This window comes from Streptomyces sp. NPDC059256 (assembly GCF_042753785.1).
In the GTDB taxonomy this organism is placed as follows: Bacteria; Actinomycetota; Actinomycetes; order Streptomycetales; family Streptomycetaceae; genus Streptomyces.
Window position 1 is genome coordinate 378,391 of sequence record NZ_JBHYZO010000006.1, and the last position, 16,457, is coordinate 394,847.

Below are 16,457 nucleotides of genomic sequence, written 5' to 3' on the forward strand. Positions count from 1 at the left end.
GTGGTCAGTGAGTGACAGGAACGTACGGGGCCAGTGCGGCAGCCAGTTCCTCGTGGACTCGGGCCTTGAGCAGTGTCCCTTCGGGAGTGTGCTCCTCGGAGAGCACTTCTCCGTCGGCGTGCACCCGAGAGACCAATCCGCCCTCGGTATAGGGGACGAGGGCCTCGATCTCGACCTCGGGCCGCGGCAACTCCGCGTCGATGAGGGCCAAGAGCTCATCGATGCCTTCACCGGTGCGCGCCGACACCGCGATCGCATGTCGCTCGATCCGCAACAGTCGCTGGAGGACCACGGGATCGGCGGCATCCGCCTTGTTGATCACCACGACCTCCGGCACATCCACCGCACCGACGTCACGGATCACCTCACGCACCGCAGCCAACTGCTCCTCCGGAGCCGGGTGCGCGCCGTCCACCACATGGAGGATCAGGTCGGCGTCGCCGACCTCCTCCATGGTGGAGCGGAACGCCTCGACCAGGTGGTGGGGCAGATGACGTACGAATCCGACGGTGTCGGCCAGCGTGTAGCCCCGGCCGCTCGGGGTCTCCGCCCGACGCACGGTGGGGTCCAACGTGGCGAACAGTGCGTTCTCCACCAGGACTCCGGCGCCGGTCAGACGGTTGAGCAGGGAGGACTTCCCGGCGTTGGTGTAACCCGCGATGGCGACCGACGGCACCTTGTTGCGCCGACGCTCCTGCCGCTTGATCTCCCGGCCGGTCTTCATCTCCGCGATCTCACGGCGCATCTTCGCCATCTTCTCGCGAATCCGACGCCGGTCCGTCTCGATCTTGGTCTCACCAGGTCCACGGGTTGCCATACCCCCGCCGCCACCGCCACCCATCTGCCGCGAGAGCGACTGGCCCCAGCCGCGGAGCCTGGGCAGCATGTACTGCATCTGCGCCAGGGCGACCTGGGCCTTGCCCTCACGGGATTTGGCGTGCTGCGCAAAGATGTCCAGGATGAGGGCGGTGCGGTCGACCACCTTGACCTTGACGACGTCTTCGAGGTGGATCAACTGGCCCGGGCTGAGCTCACCGTCGCAGACCACCGTGTCCGCGCCGGTCTCCAGCACGATGTCCCTCAGCTCCTGGGCCTTGCCGGAGCCGATGTAGGTGGCGGAGTCCGGCTTGTCCCGGCGTTGGAACACACCGTCGAGCACCACGGCGCCAGCGGTCTCGGCCAGGGCCGCGAGCTCCGCGAGGGAGTTCTCCGCGTCCTGCATGGTCCCCGAGGTCCAGACGCCGACCAGCACCACACGCTCCAGGCGCAGCTGTCGGTACTCGACCTCGGTGACGTCCTCCAACTCGGTGGAGAGGCCGGCCACCCGCCGCAGCGCGGCACGCTCGGAGCGTTCCAGCTGTTCGCCGTCCCGCTCCCCGTCGATCTCACGGCTCCAGGCGACGTCCTCTTCCATCAGGGCATCGGCCCGAAGGCTGTCGGTGCGCGCATCGGCCAAGCTCTGTGAGTCGAAGCTCTGCTCGTCCTGGGAAGTGGAAGAAGAGGAGGTCATTGGATCCTTACGTCGAAGAGGTGGAAGGAATGCCTGCGCGCTCGTAGCGAGGCCCAAGCGGTGCCGGACGACGATACGCCGGTACTCCTGCATAGGGGTCAACGTGTGACGGGTCCCGGAAGATTCCCGTCGTGGGCTGCGGCCCGTGCCCTGCCACGGCCGGAAGCCGACGCCCTGTATCGGGTCGATGGTCGCACGACCCGATACAGGGCGTCACGCGATTTCCCTGACCGCGGCGCGCCCCGCCCCGCCGCCGCGACAGGCGATCTGGACGCGGGGCAGGGGCCCTGCTCAACCCCTGCTCACCGGGCCGGAGGTTTCACCGGGCCCGCGGCCTTCGCGGGCATGCTGGTCCGCCAGTCGGGGTGACCCGGCATCGGCGGTGTCCGCTCCTCGTACAGCCAGCCCTGGAAGAACGACGTGAGGTCACGCTGCGCGATCCTTCCGGCGAGATCGGTGAAGTCCTTCGTGGTGGCCGTTCCGTCGCGGTGGTCGCTGACCCAGGCACGTTCCAGACGGTCGAACGCCTCGCTGCCGATCGTCTGGTGGAGGGCGTACAGCACCAGTGCGCTGCCGTCGTAGACCACCGGACGGAAGAGGCTGATCTTCTGCCCGGGTGCGGGGGGCTTGGGCGCCGCGGGCGGTCCACCTTCGGCGCGCCACTGGTCCGAGCGACGGTACGCCTCACGCATCCTGGCCTCCAGGGAGTGCCCGGCCTTCTCCTTCGCGTACAGCGCTTCGTACCAGGTGGCATGGCCCTCGTTCAGCCACAGGTCGGACCAGGTGTGGGGGGAGACGCTGTCGCCGAACCACTGGTGGGCCAGTTCATGGACCATGATCGAGTCCACGTACCACTCGGGGAACTGGCCGTTGACGAAGAGGCGGCGCTCGAAGAGCGACAGGGTCTGCGTCTCCAGTTCGTAGCCCGTCTCCGCGTCGGCGATGAGGACGCCGTACGTCTCGAAGGGGTAGCGACCGACCTTCCCCTCCATCCACGTCAGTTGGTCCGGCGTCTTCTTGAGCCAGCGTTCCAGGGTGGCGAGGTCCTTGGCGGGCACCACATCGCGCACGGGCAGGCCGCCGGGACCCTTCCGGGTGGGAACGGCGGAGGTGCCGATCGAGACCTGGGCGAGTTCGGTGGCCATGGGGTGGCGGGTGCGATAGGCCCACGTCGTGGTGGAACCGTGCTCCTGCTTGGACTGCCGCACCCCGTTGGCCACGGCGGTCAGCTTGCTGGGCGCCGTGATCCGAAAGGTGAAGTGCGCCTTGTCCGCGGGGTGGTCATTGGATGGGAAGACCCGGTGGGCCGCGTCCGCCTGGTTGGCCATCGCCAGCCCGTCGCCGGTGCGCACCCAGCCGCCGGCGCCCGCTTTGCCCCGCGGATCGCTCGTGTGCTTCACCGTGATCCGCAGCCGTGAGCCGGCTTCCAGGGGAAGGGCGGGCTCGACGACGAGGTCCTCCCCTGCGGTGGCGAATTCGGCCGGGAGGCCGTTGACCTCGACCGCGCCCACCGTGCCGTGGGTGAAGTCGAGGTTGACGCGCTCCAGCCGTTCGGTGGCCCATGCGTCGATCTTGGTGATCGTGTCCAGGGGCGTGTCATTGCCGCCGTGGTAGGTGAAGGCGATGTCGTACTCGACGACGTCGTAACCCGGATTGCCCAGGTGGGGAAAGAGCGGGTCGCCGATGCCCAGGGGTGCCGGCGAGGGAGGGGGGAGGACGGCGGCGACGAGGCAGGCCGCAGCCGCAGCCAGCAGCGCGGCGCGCAGTGCGCGCCGGGTGCCGGTGGGTCGGGAAGTGGGCAGCATGGACAACCGCTACCAGTGCACGGCGTCCCCGGGGGCCGCGGCGCGCTCCGTGCCACTCAAACGGAGTCAGCCGGTGGGTGCCGGGCGCTGACGGCGGGCGACGTCGTACACGCCGGGTACCGCCCGCATGGCCCGCATCAGGGCGGGCAACCCGGCGGCGTCCGGGAGTTGCAGGGTGTACGTGTGCCGCACGCGCTGCTGGCTGGGTGGTTCGACGGTCGCGGAGACGATGGCCGCGCCCTCGATGGCGATCGCCTCGGTGAGGTCGGCGAGGAGGTGGGGCCGTCCGAACGACTCGGCGACGAGGGTCACCCGGCAGGCAGCCGCCTCGCCCCAGCGCACCGGGATCGGTCGCCGCTCCAATGACTTCATCCGGGTGACCGCGGCGCACTGCTCACGGTGAACGGTCACCACCCCGCCGCGTACGGCGAATCCGGTGACCGCGTCGGGGGGCACGGGGGTACAACAGCCGGCGAGGCGCACGGTCGTGTCGGGGAGGTCGACGACGGCGTTCACGGCGGTGGAGGGGCTGGTGTCCGGCGTGACCGGTACCGATCTGCGCGGCGGAGCCGCCTGGGGCGCGGCGCCTTCCGGATGGGCTTTGAGCCAGGAGGTGATGGCGATCCGTGCGGCGGGGGTACGAGCGTGGTCCAGCCACTGCGGGGAGGGCCCGGAGGCTGCGTCCTGCGCACCTGGGCCGCCCTGGATCACCCCGGTCGGCGAGGGGACCGGTGCCGTACGGGTGTCGTGGGCGAACAGCAGATGGACGGTGTCACCGTCCCTGAGCACCGTACTCAGCGTCGCCAGGCGGCCGTTGACGTGTGCCCCGATACAGGCGTGGGCACGCTCGCCGTACTGCGCATAGGCGGCGTCGACACAGCTCGCGCCGACGGGGAGACCCAGCATCTGGCCGTCGGCGCGGAAGACGGTGATCTCGCGGTCCTGGGCGAGATCTGCGCGCAAGGATGACCAGAAGGCGTCCGAATCGGGGGTGGACTCCTGCCATTCGAGGAGTCGGGAGAGCCATCCGGGCCTGGTGGGGTCCCTGCGCTCCTCGTCGTCCTGGTCGAGCGCGCCGAGGGTTCGGTCGGGCCCGTCCGGGGACTCGGTGGACGTGTAGGGATTGCCGAGGGCGATCACTCCGGCCTCGGCGACCCTGTGCATCTGGTGGGTGCGGATGAGGACTTCGGCGACCGAGCCGTCCGTGCCGGCGACGGCGGTGTGGAGGGACTGGTAGAGGTTGAACTTGGGCGCGGCAATGAAGTCCTTGAACTCGGAGATCACCGGAGTGAAGCAGGTGTGCAGCTCCCCGAGGACCGCATAGCAGTCGGCGTCCTCGCCGACGAGAACGAGCAGCCGTCCGAAGTCCGTTCCGCGTAGTTCACCGCGCTTGAGGCTCACCCGGTGTACGGAGACGAAGTGCCGCGGTCTGATGACGACTTCGGCCGCGATGCCCGCCTCACGCAGCACGGCGCGGAAGTTCTCGGCCATCGCGTCCAGCGCCACCCCTGCGGTGGGGTTCTCCGCGATGAGCAGGCGGGTCCGCTCGTACTCCTCGGGGTGGAGGATCGCGAAGACGAGGTCTTCCAGTTCTGTCTTGAGCGCCTGCACCCCGAGGCGTTCGGCCAGCGGGATCAGGAAGTCGCGGGTGACCTTGGCGATCCGTTCCTGCTTCTCGGGACGCATCACGCCGAGGGTGCGCATGTTGTGCAGCCGGTCGGCCAGCTTGATCGACATCACCCGGACGTCGTTGCCGGTGGCGACGAGCATCTTGCGGAAGGTCTCGGGTTCGGCCGCCGCCCCGTAGTCGACCTTCTCCAGTTTGGTGACCCCGTCGACGAGATAGGCCACTTCGGCACCGAACTCGGACTTCACCTGGTGGAGCGTCACATCGGTGTCCTCCACGGTGTCGTGGAGGAGCGAGGCGGTCAAGGTGGTGGTCTCCGCGCCGAGTTCGGCGAGGATCAGGGTGACCGCGAGGGGATGGGTGATGTAAGCCTCGCCGCTCTTGCGGAACTGACCTCGGTGCGACGACTCCGCTAGGACGTACGCCCGATGGAGGATGGCGAGGTCGGCGTCCGGGTGATGGGCGCGGTGAGCGTCGGCGACGTGCCCGATCGCGTCGGACAACCGATCGCGGGTGGTCGGCCCGAGGAGCGCGGCACGTCCCAACCTGCGGAGGTCGATCCTGGGCCGGCCGCGCCTGCGGCTGTGGGCACCAGGGTTGGCGGCCTCTGCACTCATGGGGGCACCTCCGGGCGGGAATCGACCGGCGATGGCTAGAGCAGGAGTGCCCTCCGGGCCGGTGCTTGATGCTACCGAGCCCACCACGTGGAGCAGTCCGGCTCTCGCCCAGCGTGAACCGGATCACCCATTCGAGCGAAGCTCTATCCTGCGCTGGTTTCGGAGTGTGCGAGTAGGAGCGGTTCGATGTGACCCTCAGCGACGATCACGGCCGGGCCCGTCATATCGATCTCCCCGTCCGGGTGCTCCGTGATCACCAATCGCCCGCCGGGCAGATCCACGATGTACGCGACGGGGGTACGCGTGATCGCCGGATCGAGTCCATCGCGGCGGGCGGCAGCCACCGCCACCGCACAGGCGCCCGTCCCGCAGGACCGGGTCTCGCCCGAGCCCCGTTCGTGGACCCGCATGGCGACATGGCGCTCGCCCCGATCGACGACGAACTCGATGTTCACCCCGTCCGGGTAGACGGCCGCGGGCACATGGGAGGGCTCGGCGTGCAAGTCCCCCGCATGGTCGAGGTCCTCGACGAAGGCGATGGCGTGGGGGTTGCCCATGTTGACGTTACGAGTGGGCCAGGCCCGCTCCCCCACGGTGACGGTGACCGTCTCCTCGGGCAGTACGGCACGGCCCATGCGCACGGTGATCTCACCGTTCGTCGCGTCGGTCCCCTTGGCGATGTGGACCTGCTTCACCCCGCCCCGGGTCGCGACGGCGAGATCGCCGACGGCGGCATGGCCTGCGCGCTGGAGGTAGCGGGCGAAGACCCGTACGCCGTTGCCGCACATCTCGGCGATCGAACCGTCGGCGTTGCGGTAGTCCATGAACCACTCGGCCTCGTCGGCCATGGAGCGCGCCTCGGGATGGGCAGCGGACCGGACGATGTGAAGCAGTCCGTCGCCGCCGATGCCGGCCCTGCGGTCACAGAGCCTGGCCACCAGGGCAGCAGGGATGTCGAGGGCGTTGTCCGGGTCCGGAACGATCACGAAGTCGTTCTCGGTTCCGTGCCCCTTGAGAAAGGCGATCGGTGCGGGCTGTGTGGTGCTCACGCCGTCCATCGTACGAGGTGGCGGGTGCCGGTGATCACCGAGGGATTCCGGGTACGAGACGATCCGGACCGGCTGGAGCGGGCGCCATCTCGTGGCCAGGCGTCGGGCATCTCGTTGAGGCGGCGGGAAAGCAGATCAGCGGAGGCGGGCCACTCGCCAGATCGCCAGGGCGACAAGGACCGCTCCCACACCCACGTACAGCGCCAGAACCCGCCAGTCGGGGCGCTCCCCGGAACCGCGGGCAGGCAGCCCGGGCCAGGTGTGTCCGACCCGGCGAGCGGCCATGACTCCCCAGCCCGCGGCACAGCAGCTGATGAGGAGACCGAGCATGGCGACAACCGCGCCGCCCTCACCCGTACCGAAGGCGAGGGGGAAGGCGAACATCAGCGAGCCCACGGCCGCGAGGACGACGATGGGAGCGAGTTGCCAGATCCTGAGCCGGCGGGCGGGACGGAGCTCCACTTCGACCTCGGCCGCGAGCTGACCCTCGTCATCGGGGCCGTCCGGGCTCAGCCGGGGCGCGATGTCCGCCGCATCCCGCTGTTGCTGGTCCGTGTCGTGAGGGCCGGCCTCCATCGCCACGCGCCCTCCCCACTCGGACTCCACAGTCGATCGATGCTCGATGATGGCACGGCCCGGGGCACCGCATTGACGGGCAGTGCGTCCCGATGCCATCACGTGATCAGGCTGTAACCGCTCGTTCGACCAACGCCAGGGCCTCCCGCGGAAGTTCCCCGCGATGCTCGGCCGCCCCACTGAGCCAGTGCACCCGGGGATCGCGTCGAAACCATGAATCCTGACGGCGCGCGAAGCGTTTGGTGGCACGGATGGTCTGCTCACGCGCCTCGGCTTCGCTGCACTCACCGGCGAGCGCGGAAAGGATCTGCTGGTAGCCCAAGGCGCGCGACGCCGTGAGCCCCTCGCGCAACCCCTCTGCTTCCAGTGCGCGCACCTCCGCCATGAAACCGTCGTCCCACATCCGGTCCACGCGGCTCGCGATGCGCTCGTCGAGCTCGGGGCGGGCGACGTCGACGCCGATCTGGATCGTGTCGTAGACGCTCTCGTGGCGGGGAAGATTGGCGGTGAAGGGCTTGCCGGTGATTTCGATCACTTCGAGCGCCCGAACGATACGACGGCCGTTGCTGGGAAGGATCGCTCGCCCCGCCGCGGGGTCCTGGGCAGTGAGCCGAGCGTGCAGCGGTCCCGGGCCCCCCAGCGCAAGTTCCGCCTCCAGCCGGGCTCGGATCGCGGCATCGGTGCCCGGGAAGTCGAGGGTGTCGATCGCGCCACGGACATAGAGCCCGGAGCCTCCGACGAGGACGGGGGTGCGTCCCGCGGCGAGCAGCCGATCGATCTCCGCCCTGGCCAGCTTCTGGTAGTCGGCGACGTTCGCCGTCTGGGTGACGTCCCAGATGTCGAGGAGGTGGTGGGGGATGCCGCCGCGCTCGTCCGGCGTCAGCTTTGCCGTTCCGATGTCCATCCCACGGTAGAGCTGCATGGAGTCGGCATTGACGACTTCACCGCCGAAATGGTGGGCCAGGAAGACCCCCAGATCGGACTTTCCGGCTGCGGTGGGGCCGACGACCGCGATGACCCTCGGTACGGGAGCTGCGCTTCTCACGGCCCCAGTCTCGCAAACACCGGGAGGTGTCCCCGAACGAGCGAGGTAACGGCACGGCCTGGGCTTCGTTTCCTGTTGCGAGGTGACGGACGCCGGTTTCCCGACCGGTGCCCCCGGGGTCGAGGCAACAGGGCTCTCCGGATGGCGCGGAACTTCACTCACACGAGTACGCTATGGAGTCAATATGGGCGTTTTTGCACGGTTCCTTCGTAAGTCCAAGGATGTTGCTCCCACCGAGGGTGACGGTGTCGATGAGTCGGCCGCGGGTAGCCTGACAAAGGAACCCGAGGCCGGCAGCGATTCTGGCGCCGAAACGTCTACGGACGGATCGGCGGAGAAGCCGGAGGCCGCTGACTCCGTTGCCGACGAGGCATCGGAAGCCGAGGCTCCGGCCGCCGAGGGCGTGGAGATTCCCCGGCAGCAGTCCGCCGGGGAGGCCGCGGACAGCGAGGCCGGCGAGGGCGCCCGCAAGTAGGTCCCCCGAGGAAAGGTGCCCCATGGGCTTCATGGACACACTGAAGGCCAAGCTCGCCCCGGCCAAGGACAAGGTCTCCGACCTCGCTCAGCAGCACGGGGGCAAGATCGAGCAGGGTCTGGACAAGGCCGCCAAGGCGGTTGATTCCAAGACCAAGGGCAAGTACAGCGGTCAGATCGAGTCCGGCACCGGAAAGGCCAAGGAGGCCCTGGACCGGATCGCACACAAGGACGACGGCGGAACCCCTCCGACCACGCCGCCGCCGGCCACCTGAGCAGGACCGACCGTCCGACGGCCGCGGAGCATCCCGCTCCGCGGCCGTCGGCCGTCGGCCGTTCGATCGTCGAGCCAAGGGCACGGCACGCGACCCCGCGCGGCTCCACGCCGCCGCCCCACATCTTTCGCACGGGACAGCCGTACGGCCGGGCACCCCTCGCGCCTTCGCGCCTTCGCGCCTTCGGGGCTTCGGGGCTTCGGGGCTTCGGGGCTTCGGGGCTTCGGGGCTTAAGACCAGGCGGCGACGAAGTAGCCGACCCCGTAGGGGGCGTCCTCGTACAGCAGTCGGCCATCCAGTCCGGCGCCCTCCGCAGCCCCTGCGAGCAACTGCCAGGAGGCTCGCCCGGCCACCTGGAGTTCCCGCGCGAGAACGGCGTCCAACTCGGCCAACGTCCCGAGGTCGGCCGTGGCGAGCGCACGAGCGGTGACGGCGTCGAAGCCGGCGGCCCGCTCATCCAGATAGCCGGGGGCCTTGACGGAACGACACGCGCTGCCGTCGCCCATGACCAGGAGGGCGATCCGCGGCGCCCGGGCGGCGATCTCACGCCCTGCCGCCAGACACCTCGCGGTCTCCAACGCGTCGTCCACGCCCAGGCCCTCGACGGGACAGGCCGCCCACCGAGCGTGCTCCAGCAACCAGGCACCTACCGTGAGGGACACCGGAAGCCGGCGGGACTGCGGTTCACCGGTGCCCAGGCTGACGGTGGTCCGCACCCCGAATCCGCTGAGGGAGCCGACCGCACCTGCGTGGTGCGGGCCGCGGTCGCCCTCGGCCGCGGGGCCGACGACGACCAGCCGGTCCGGGCGGGCAGCGGCGAGTACGCCGATGGCGTCGGCGCAGGCGGTCCGCGCCGCGTCCAGTTCCGGGGCGGCGCCCACGGCGACATCGGGGATGAGCAGCGGTGGGGCGGGACAGACGGCGGCGGCGACAAGCATGATCGCCAGCCTAGTGCGGGGGTCGCCGTCTTGGGGAGTGACGTCCTGGTGGAGCTTTCGTCGTCGGACCGTTCAGCCGATCGGCACAGCACGACCGACGGGCGGGTACCGGAAACGACCGGCGCGGCGGTAGCCCACAGCGCCGCTCGGGCTGCGGGCGGTTTGGCCTCTCAGCCCAGGCCGCACCCGGGCGCGGCGACTGCCGGCAGGGGCGCGGGCGCACCGATCTGCGGCAGGCCCAGCATCACCCCGACGGGCTTCGCCGCCCGTGCGTCCTGGCGCTTCTGCCAGGCGTCCCCGGCGCGCGTCCTACGGACGGACACCACCGGACCCTCGGCCAACAGATGGTGCGGCGCGGCGTAGGTGATGTCGACGGTCACCACGTCGCCCGGGCGCACCTCGGCGTCGGGCTTGGTGAAGTGGACCAGCCGGTTGTCAGGAGCGCGCCCGGACAGTCGGTGGGTCGCGCCGTCCTTGCGGCCTTCTCCTTCGGCGACCATGACGTCGAGTGTCCGGCCGACCTGCTTCTTGTTCTCGTTCCAGGAGATCTCCTCCTGGAGGGCGACCAGCCGCTCGTACCGTGCCTGGACGACCTGCTTGGAGATCTGTCCGTCCATCGTCGCGGCCGGGGTGCCGGGGCGCTTGGAGTACTGGAAGGTGAAGGCGTTCGCGAAGCGCGCCTCACGGACCGCGTGCATGGTCTGCTCGAAGTCCTCCTCCGTCTCACCGGGGAAGCCCACGATGATGTCCGTGGAGATGGCGGCGTGCGGGATGGCCGCGCGTACCTTCTCGATGATCCCGAGGAAACGCTCCTGCCGGTAGGAGCGGCGCATGGCCTTGAGGATCGGGTCCGAGCCGGACTGGAGCGGCATATGGAGCTGCGGCATCACGTTCGGGGTCTCGGCCATCGCCGCGATCACGTCGTCGGTGAAGTCGCGCGGGTGCGGAGAGGTGAAGCGGACCCGCTCCAAGCCCTCGATCCGCCCGCAGGCACGCAGGAGCTTGCTGAACGCCTCGCGGTCGCCGATGTCGGATCCGTAGGCGTTGACGTTCTGGCCGAGCAGGGTGATCTCGCTGACGCCCTCCGAGACGAGTGCCTCGATCTCGGCGAGGATGTCGCCCGGCCTGCGGTCCTTCTCCTTGCCGCGGAGTGCGGGCACGATGCAGAAGGTGCAGGTGTTGTTGCAGCCGACCGAGATCGAGACCCACGCGGCATAGGCGGACTCACGGCGGGTGGGCAGCGTGGAGGGGAACGCCTCCAGGGATTCCGCGATCTCGACCTGCGCCTCTTCCTGGACCCGGGCGCGTTCGAGGAGGACCGGCAGCTTGCCGATGTTGTGCGTGCCGAAGACGACGTCGACCCAGGGCGCCTTGGTGACGATGGTGTCCCGGTCCTTCTGGGCCAGGCAGCCACCGACGGCGATCTGCATGCCGGGACGCTTGGTCTTCATCGGGGCGAGCCGGCCGAGGTTGCCGTAGAGCTTGTTGTCCGCGTTCTCCCGGACGGCGCAGGTGTTGAAGACGACGACGTCGGCATCGCCGTCGGCCCCTGCGGGAGCACGGACGTAGCCCGCGTCCTCCAGCAGTCCGGACAGCCGTTCGGAGTCATGAACGTTCATCTGACACCCATAGGTGCGGATCTCATAACTGCGCTGAACGCCCACGGCCTGGCTCCGGTTGCTGCTGGTCATGTGACAAGGGTAGGCGGTGGCTCGGACAGTTCTGGCCGGGGAGCCCGTCACGGACTCCGTTGACCGGGCCGGGCAAGGGTTCGGACGGCTCGGAACGCTGTCGGCCGGGGCGGATCGCGTACCGTCGGTGCCCGGGCGTGCGCGGGGTCCGCGGCCGGGTCCGCGTGCGGCTGCGCCCGGTGAGTTGCGACGGGAGCGCCCGCCTCACCGCCGTGCGAACGAGGTGCGGACAGTCCGAAGCGATTCGGCTACGCAGCAGGCGGTCGGCCCATGGCGCGCATCGGCGCATCACGCCTACGCAGGACCGCAGAGGGCCTGCTCCATCAGTTCCGTAGAGGATGTACGCCCGCGCGCAGCCCGCGCTCTCCACAGCGGACGGGGTGCGCTCTGTAGGGAGCGCTCGCCGGCCCGTACATCGGGAAGCCCCCATGATCCGGTCTCCGGGGGCCGCGGGCGATGGGTGTGAACGGCCCCGCACGGGGTCGCCGAACGATGCCGTACGCCTTCCCGGGTCCGCGCACCAGCGGGGCCGCCCGGTTCGTTCGCCCACCGCAGACCGTCCCGGGAGCGGAACCGCACGAGCCTGTTCAGCGCGGGAGACGACCTGACAGGATCGCAACCATGTTCCAGGCCATGTCCCACATCAGCCGACGTGCGTTCCAAGCGACGACGGCGGTCCTGGTGCTGCTCGGACTGCTGCTCTGGTGGCTGCTTCCGATCGGCGAGGCGAGTCCGCAGGGTTCGATCACCTTCAGTACCGGCCTCCAGAACGGCGTGTACCAACGGTACGGGGTGCTCTTGAAGGAGGCGCTCGCTCGTGACCTCCCCGAGGTGGACATAGATCTGCGGCTCAGCGAGGGGTCCCAGCAGAACCTGGCCCGGGTGGCATCGGGTGAGGCCGATTTCACCGTCGCCACGGCCGATGCCGTCGCCAAGTACATCCGCGACGGCAAGCCGGGCCATGAACGGCTCCGCGGCTGCGCACGGCTGTACGACGACTACGTACAACTGGTCGTGCCCAAGTTCTCCGAGATCAACAGGATCGAGGACCTGCGCGGCAAGAGGGTGGGGATCGGCCCCGAGGGTTCGGGGGTGCGGCTGATCGCCGATCGACTCCTGGCCGCCGCCGGGCTCGATCCGTCCGAGGACATCACGCCGGTGCCCTCGGGGATAGACGTCGTCCCCAAGTTGCTGAAGCAGGGCAAACTGGACGCCTTCTTCTGGTCGGGCGGACTGCCCACCCGGGCGGTGCAGAGCCTGTCCGAGGAGTACCCGATCAGGTTGCTGCCGCTGGACGCGCGTCTGGTGGACAAGGTCCACTCGGTGAGCGATGCCGCCAGCTACTACCGGCTGGCCGTCATGCCACCGGACGCCTATCTGGAGGCGCAGGCCGGACTCCAGGTCTCCACGATGGCCGTACCCAATCTGCTGGTCACCACCGCGCGCATCGATCCCGAGCTGGTCAAGGGGTTCACCCGTACGGTGATCAAGAGCCGGGACCGCATCGGCAACACGGTGCACCCCGCACAGCTGGTGGACCTTCGCACGGCGATCTACACGGATCCGCTCCCCCTGCACGAGGGCGCCACCCGCTACTACGGCTCCGTCAAACCATGACACGCGCCCCGGCCCGAGTGCCCCTCCGCGAGGGCCTTAGGACGGGGTCGGAGGGGTACGCGGCAGACTCACCGTGACCTGGAGGCCATGGGGCCGGTGGTGGGCGTAGGCGATCGTGGCACCGCCCGCCGAGAGCAGGGCGCGCGAGATGGAGAGCCCAAGCCCCGAGCCCTTGATGTTCTGATGGCGGCCACTGCGCCAGAACCGGTCGCCGATGCGGGACAGTTCGTCATCGGTCAGCCCCGGGCCGTGATCGACGACGGTGATCGTGGAGAGCTCCCCACGGGAGGAGACCGAAACGGAGACCTCTTCTCCACGGGGGGTGAACTTCAGGGCGTTGTCGATCACGGCGTCGAGGGCACTGGAGAGTGCGACCGGGTCCGCCCAGGCGGTGACCGGGAGCAGGTGCCCGACGAGTCGGACCCCCTTGTCTTCGGCCAGTGGCCGCCAGGACTCGACCCTTTCGTCGGCGAGTTCGCCGATGTCGATGAGTTCCAGTGCGGCCGAGGTGTGCTCGGCCAGCGCCAGGTCCAGCAGGTCATCGAGCACCTGCGTGAGGCGCTTCCCCTCGGTGCGGACCGAGGCGATCTCCGCATTTCCGTCCGGGAGTTCCAGCGCGAGGAGCTCGATCCTCAACAGCAGTGCGGCGAGTGGGTTGCGCAGTTGGTGTGAGGCGTCGGCGACGAATGCGCGCTGTTGCTCCAACACCTCCTCGACGTTGTCCGCCATCTCGTTGAAGGAGCGTGCCAGGCGTCGCAGTTCGGGCGGCCCGCTGGCCGCCGCCACCCGGGAGTTGAGCTGTCCCGTGGCGATGTCGTGAGTGGCCGCGTCCAACACGCGGACGGGACGCAGCACCCACCCCGTGAGACGAAAGGCCGCGCCGACGGCGAGGAGCATCGCGGCGCTCTCCCCCGCGGCTATCAGCAGCCACCCCGTGAGCACGCGGGACCGCAGTTGCCCGGTCGGTGAATCGGTGTAGACGACGGCGACCACGTCACCGTCGCGGACGACGGGGGAGGCGACCAGGAGCCGACCGTTCTCCTGCCAGGGCCAGACTTGTGGCGGGTCCTGGCTGCGACGGCCCGAGAGGGCCTCTCGGAACGCCCGCTGCCCCTCTCCTTCCAGGGGGATGGCCATGCCCTCGGGTGCATGCGCCATCGACTTTCCGCTGCGGAAGAAGACACCGACGTCGATGTTGTAGGTGCTGTAGTACCGGTTGAGCTGGTCGCGCAGGGTGGTGAGCCGCTCGTCCGAGTCGGAGGAGTCGGTGACGAACTGGGCGAGGGCTGCGAACCGCACGGTGTCGTCGATCCGGTCGACCACCACCCGTTGCTGCTGTGCCGCGGCGAGGCTCACGGCGAGCGGAAAGCCGAGCGCGAGGAGCACGCCGGCCATCAGGACGATGAGGAGCGGAAGGAGTCGGGTGCGCACGGGACGTCAGGGTGTCATGCGGCGGGCGGAACGAGTCGGTAGCCGACGCCCCGGACCGTCTCGATCAGGGCGGGCATCCGCAGTTTGGACCGCAGGGACGCCACGTGCACCTCCAGGGTCCGCCCGGTCCCCTCCCAACTGGTCCGCCAGACCTCACTGATGATCTGCTCGCGCCGAAAAACGATGCCAGGGCGCTGGGCGAGCAGTGCCAACAGGTCGAACTCCTTGCGGGTCAGGGGCACTTCCGTGCCTTCGACGCTGACCCGTCGGGTGGACAACTCGATGGTGACGGTGCCGATGCGCAGCGCGTCGTCGCTGGCGGAGGCCCCGGTCTCGTCGGCACCTGTGGAACGGCGGCTGACGGCGTGGATGCGTGCGAGCAGTTCCCCGGTGTCGTACGGCTTGACGACGTAGTCGTCGGCGCCGAGGTTGAGGCCGTGGATGCGGGAGCGCACGTCGGAGCGCGCGGTGACCATGATCACCGGTGTGGAAGTGAGCTTGCGGAGCTTTCCGCACACCTGGTAGCCGTCCTGGTCGGGCAGCCCGAGGTCGAGGAGGACCACATCGAAGGTGGGCTTGCCCGGATGGGTGTCCGGAAGGACGGCGCGCAGGGCCTCTTCGCCGTTGCGTGCGTGGACCACGTCGAATCCATGGCGGGCGAGCACTGCTGACAGCGCGGCGGCGACGTGGTTGTCGTCCTCGACGAGCAACAGCCTCATGGCCGCCCTTCGGTCGTACGGTCATTGGTCCGGTCGATCACGAGCCGGTGGGTCGCTGGTTCCTCATGGGACGACGGGTGTACCAGGGCATCAAGACCGATGCCCGGGGGACAGTCAAGGGGCTTCCCCGTGACCGTCGATTTCCGTTATGCACCCGGTACGCCGGGCGCCGGTGCGTTCACCGATAGTGTCCACCTGAAGCCGGATCGTTATCCTCAATTTCCGCTCAGATGTAATGACGCTGGTCGCACCACCTCACTACTGTCCTCCCAACCGAGGAGGACGGAGCAAGGCCGTGAGCGGAGTATCAGTCACCAAGGGGGCCGAGGACGCCGTCCCGGCAGCGGGTGACCTGGTCGTGCTGAGTCAAGTCAACAAGCACTTCGGCGCGCTGCATGTGCTCCAGGACATCGATCTGACGATCACCAGGGGCGAGGTCGTGGTCGTCATCGGCCCTTCGGGGTCCGGCAAGTCCACGTTGTGCCGCACCATCAATCGCCTGGAGACCATCGACTCGGGGTCGATCGCCATCGACGGCAAGCCGCTGCCCCAGGAGGGCAGGGAGCTGGCCCGGCTGCGAGCCGATGTGGGCATGGTGTTCCAGTCGTTCAACCTCTTCGCGCACAAGACGGTGTTGGAGAACGTGACGCTGGGTCAGGTCAAGGTTCGACGTACGGAGAAGAAGGCGGCCGAGAAGAAGGCGCGTGCCCTTCTCGACCGGGTCGGCGTGGGTTCCCAGGCCGACAAGTACCCGGCGCAACTGTCGGGCGGTCAGCAACAGCGAGTGGCGATCGCGCGAGCGCTGGCGATGGACCCCAAGGTCATCCTGTTCGATGAGCCGACTTCGGCACTCGACCCCGAGATGATCAACGAGGTGCTGGAAGTGATGCAGCAACTCGCTCGGGACGGAATGACGATGGTCGTCGTCACCCACGAGATGGGATTCGCCCGCTCCGCGGCCAACCGTGTGGTCTTCATGGCCGACGGCAAGATCGTTGAGGAAGCCGCCCCCGAAGCGTTCTTCAGCAATCCGCGGAGCGACCGGGCCAAGGACTTCCTGTCGAAGATCCTGCACCACTGACG

Annotated in this window: 14 protein-coding genes; 4 read left to right on the forward strand and 10 right to left on the reverse strand. The window is 69.0% G+C overall.

Annotated features, from left to right (window positions below; genetic code table 11):
* Positions 1-4: 4 nt before the first annotated feature.
* From hflX to miaA, 6 genes are all read right to left on the reverse strand, one after another.
* A complete protein-coding gene (hflX, locus tag ACFXJL_RS17410; RefSeq protein ID WP_384693203.1) occupies positions 5-1,510 on the reverse strand; it encodes a GTPase HflX in 1,506 nt (501 codons plus the stop codon).
* 302 nt (positions 1,511-1,812) lie between these two features.
* Positions 1,813-3,315: a M1 family metallopeptidase gene (locus ACFXJL_RS17415; protein ID WP_358878917.1), complete on the reverse strand. Its 1,503-nt coding sequence runs from the start codon at positions 3,313-3,315 to the stop codon at positions 1,813-1,815.
* Positions 3,316-3,381: 66 nt separating this feature from the next.
* Complete coding sequence (locus tag ACFXJL_RS17420; protein ID WP_384633324.1) at positions 3,382-5,559, reverse strand: RelA/SpoT family protein; 2,178 nt, start codon at positions 5,557-5,559, stop codon at positions 3,382-3,384.
* A gap of 143 nt (positions 5,560-5,702) precedes the next feature.
* Positions 5,703-6,617 (reverse strand): diaminopimelate epimerase, encoded by a 915-nt coding sequence (gene dapF, locus ACFXJL_RS17425; RefSeq protein ID WP_384693208.1) that lies wholly within the window; start codon positions 6,615-6,617, stop codon positions 5,703-5,705.
* 126 nt (positions 6,618-6,743) lie between these two features.
* Positions 6,744-7,184 (reverse strand): hypothetical protein, encoded by a 441-nt coding sequence (locus ACFXJL_RS17430; protein WP_358879011.1) that lies wholly within the window; start codon positions 7,182-7,184, stop codon positions 6,744-6,746.
* A gap of 106 nt (positions 7,185-7,290) precedes the next feature.
* On the reverse strand, positions 7,291-8,229 hold the full coding sequence (miaA, locus tag ACFXJL_RS17435) for a tRNA (adenosine(37)-N6)-dimethylallyltransferase MiaA (RefSeq protein WP_384693210.1): 939 nt from the start codon (positions 8,227-8,229) through the stop codon (positions 7,291-7,293).
* Between the two features lie 184 nt (positions 8,230-8,413).
* Here miaA and ACFXJL_RS17440 point away from each other — a divergent pair, with 184 nt between their 5' ends.
* Together ACFXJL_RS17440 and ACFXJL_RS17445 are read left to right on the forward strand one after the other, a co-directional pair.
* A complete protein-coding gene (locus ACFXJL_RS17440; protein ID WP_384693212.1) occupies positions 8,414-8,704 on the forward strand; it encodes a hypothetical protein in 291 nt (96 codons plus the stop codon).
* A 22-nt stretch (positions 8,705-8,726) separates the two neighbouring features.
* Positions 8,727-8,978, forward strand: a complete 252-nt coding sequence (locus ACFXJL_RS17445; RefSeq protein ID WP_358878912.1) for an antitoxin — start codon at positions 8,727-8,729, stop codon at positions 8,976-8,978.
* A 230-nt stretch (positions 8,979-9,208) separates the two neighbouring features.
* Here the strand turns inward: ACFXJL_RS17445 and ACFXJL_RS17450 are convergent, their stop codons facing one another.
* Positions 9,209-9,916, reverse strand: a complete 708-nt coding sequence (locus tag ACFXJL_RS17450) for a class III extradiol dioxygenase subunit B-like domain-containing protein (RefSeq protein ID WP_384693215.1) — start codon at positions 9,914-9,916, stop codon at positions 9,209-9,211.
* 170 nt (positions 9,917-10,086) lie between these two features.
* Positions 10,087-11,607, reverse strand: coding sequence for a tRNA (N6-isopentenyl adenosine(37)-C2)-methylthiotransferase MiaB (gene miaB, locus ACFXJL_RS17455; RefSeq protein WP_384693218.1), 1,521 nt, complete (start codon positions 11,605-11,607; stop codon positions 10,087-10,089).
* Between the two features lie 621 nt (positions 11,608-12,228).
* Here miaB and ACFXJL_RS17460 point away from each other — a divergent pair.
* Positions 12,229-13,224: a TAXI family TRAP transporter solute-binding subunit gene (locus tag ACFXJL_RS17460; RefSeq protein WP_358878909.1), complete on the forward strand. Its 996-nt coding sequence runs from the start codon at positions 12,229-12,231 to the stop codon at positions 13,222-13,224.
* 36 nt (positions 13,225-13,260) lie between these two features.
* Here the strand turns inward: ACFXJL_RS17460 and ACFXJL_RS17465 are convergent, their stop codons facing one another.
* On the reverse strand, positions 13,261-14,655 hold the full coding sequence (locus ACFXJL_RS17465) for an ATP-binding protein (protein WP_384693221.1): 1,395 nt from the start codon (positions 14,653-14,655) through the stop codon (positions 13,261-13,263).
* A 14-nt stretch (positions 14,656-14,669) separates the two neighbouring features.
* On the reverse strand, positions 14,670-15,374 hold the full coding sequence (locus ACFXJL_RS17470) for a response regulator transcription factor (protein ID WP_358878907.1): 705 nt from the start codon (positions 15,372-15,374) through the stop codon (positions 14,670-14,672).
* Between the two features lie 295 nt (positions 15,375-15,669).
* Between ACFXJL_RS17470 and ACFXJL_RS17475 the strand changes: the two genes are divergently transcribed.
* The gene (locus ACFXJL_RS17475; protein ID WP_384644148.1) at positions 15,670-16,455 is read left to right on the forward strand and encodes an amino acid ABC transporter ATP-binding protein; all 786 of its coding nucleotides are present in this window, start codon (positions 15,670-15,672) and stop codon (positions 16,453-16,455) included.
* The last annotated feature ends 2 nt before the right edge of the window (positions 16,456-16,457 follow it).

Excerpts from the sequence above, each read along its gene's own strand:
- hflX (WP_384693203.1), bottom strand. The coding sequence starts at position 1,510 with ATGACCTCCTCTTCTTCCACTTCCCAGGACGAGCAGAGCTTCGACTCA.
- ACFXJL_RS17415 (WP_358878917.1), bottom strand. The coding sequence starts at position 3,315 with ATGCTGCCCACTTCCCGACCCACCGGCACCCGGCGCGCACTGCGCGCC.
- ACFXJL_RS17420 (WP_384633324.1), bottom strand. The coding sequence starts at position 5,559 with ATGAGTGCAGAGGCCGCCAACCCTGGTGCCCACAGCCGCAGGCGCGGC.
- dapF (WP_384693208.1), bottom strand. The coding sequence starts at position 6,617 with ATGGACGGCGTGAGCACCACACAGCCCGCACCGATCGCCTTTCTCAAG.
- ACFXJL_RS17430 (WP_358879011.1), bottom strand. The coding sequence starts at position 7,184 with ATGGAGGCCGGCCCTCACGACACGGACCAGCAACAGCGGGATGCGGCG.
- ACFXJL_RS17440 (WP_384693212.1), top strand. The coding sequence starts at position 8,414 with ATGGGCGTTTTTGCACGGTTCCTTCGTAAGTCCAAGGATGTTGCTCCC.
- ACFXJL_RS17445 (WP_358878912.1), top strand. The coding sequence starts at position 8,727 with ATGGGCTTCATGGACACACTGAAGGCCAAGCTCGCCCCGGCCAAGGAC.
- ACFXJL_RS17450 (WP_384693215.1), bottom strand. The coding sequence starts at position 9,916 with ATGCTTGTCGCCGCCGCCGTCTGTCCCGCCCCACCGCTGCTCATCCCC.
- miaB (WP_384693218.1), bottom strand. The coding sequence starts at position 11,607 with ATGACCAGCAGCAACCGGAGCCAGGCCGTGGGCGTTCAGCGCAGTTAT.
- ACFXJL_RS17460 (WP_358878909.1), top strand. The coding sequence starts at position 12,229 with ATGTTCCAGGCCATGTCCCACATCAGCCGACGTGCGTTCCAAGCGACG.
- ACFXJL_RS17470 (WP_358878907.1), bottom strand. The coding sequence starts at position 15,374 with ATGAGGCTGTTGCTCGTCGAGGACGACAACCACGTCGCCGCCGCGCTG.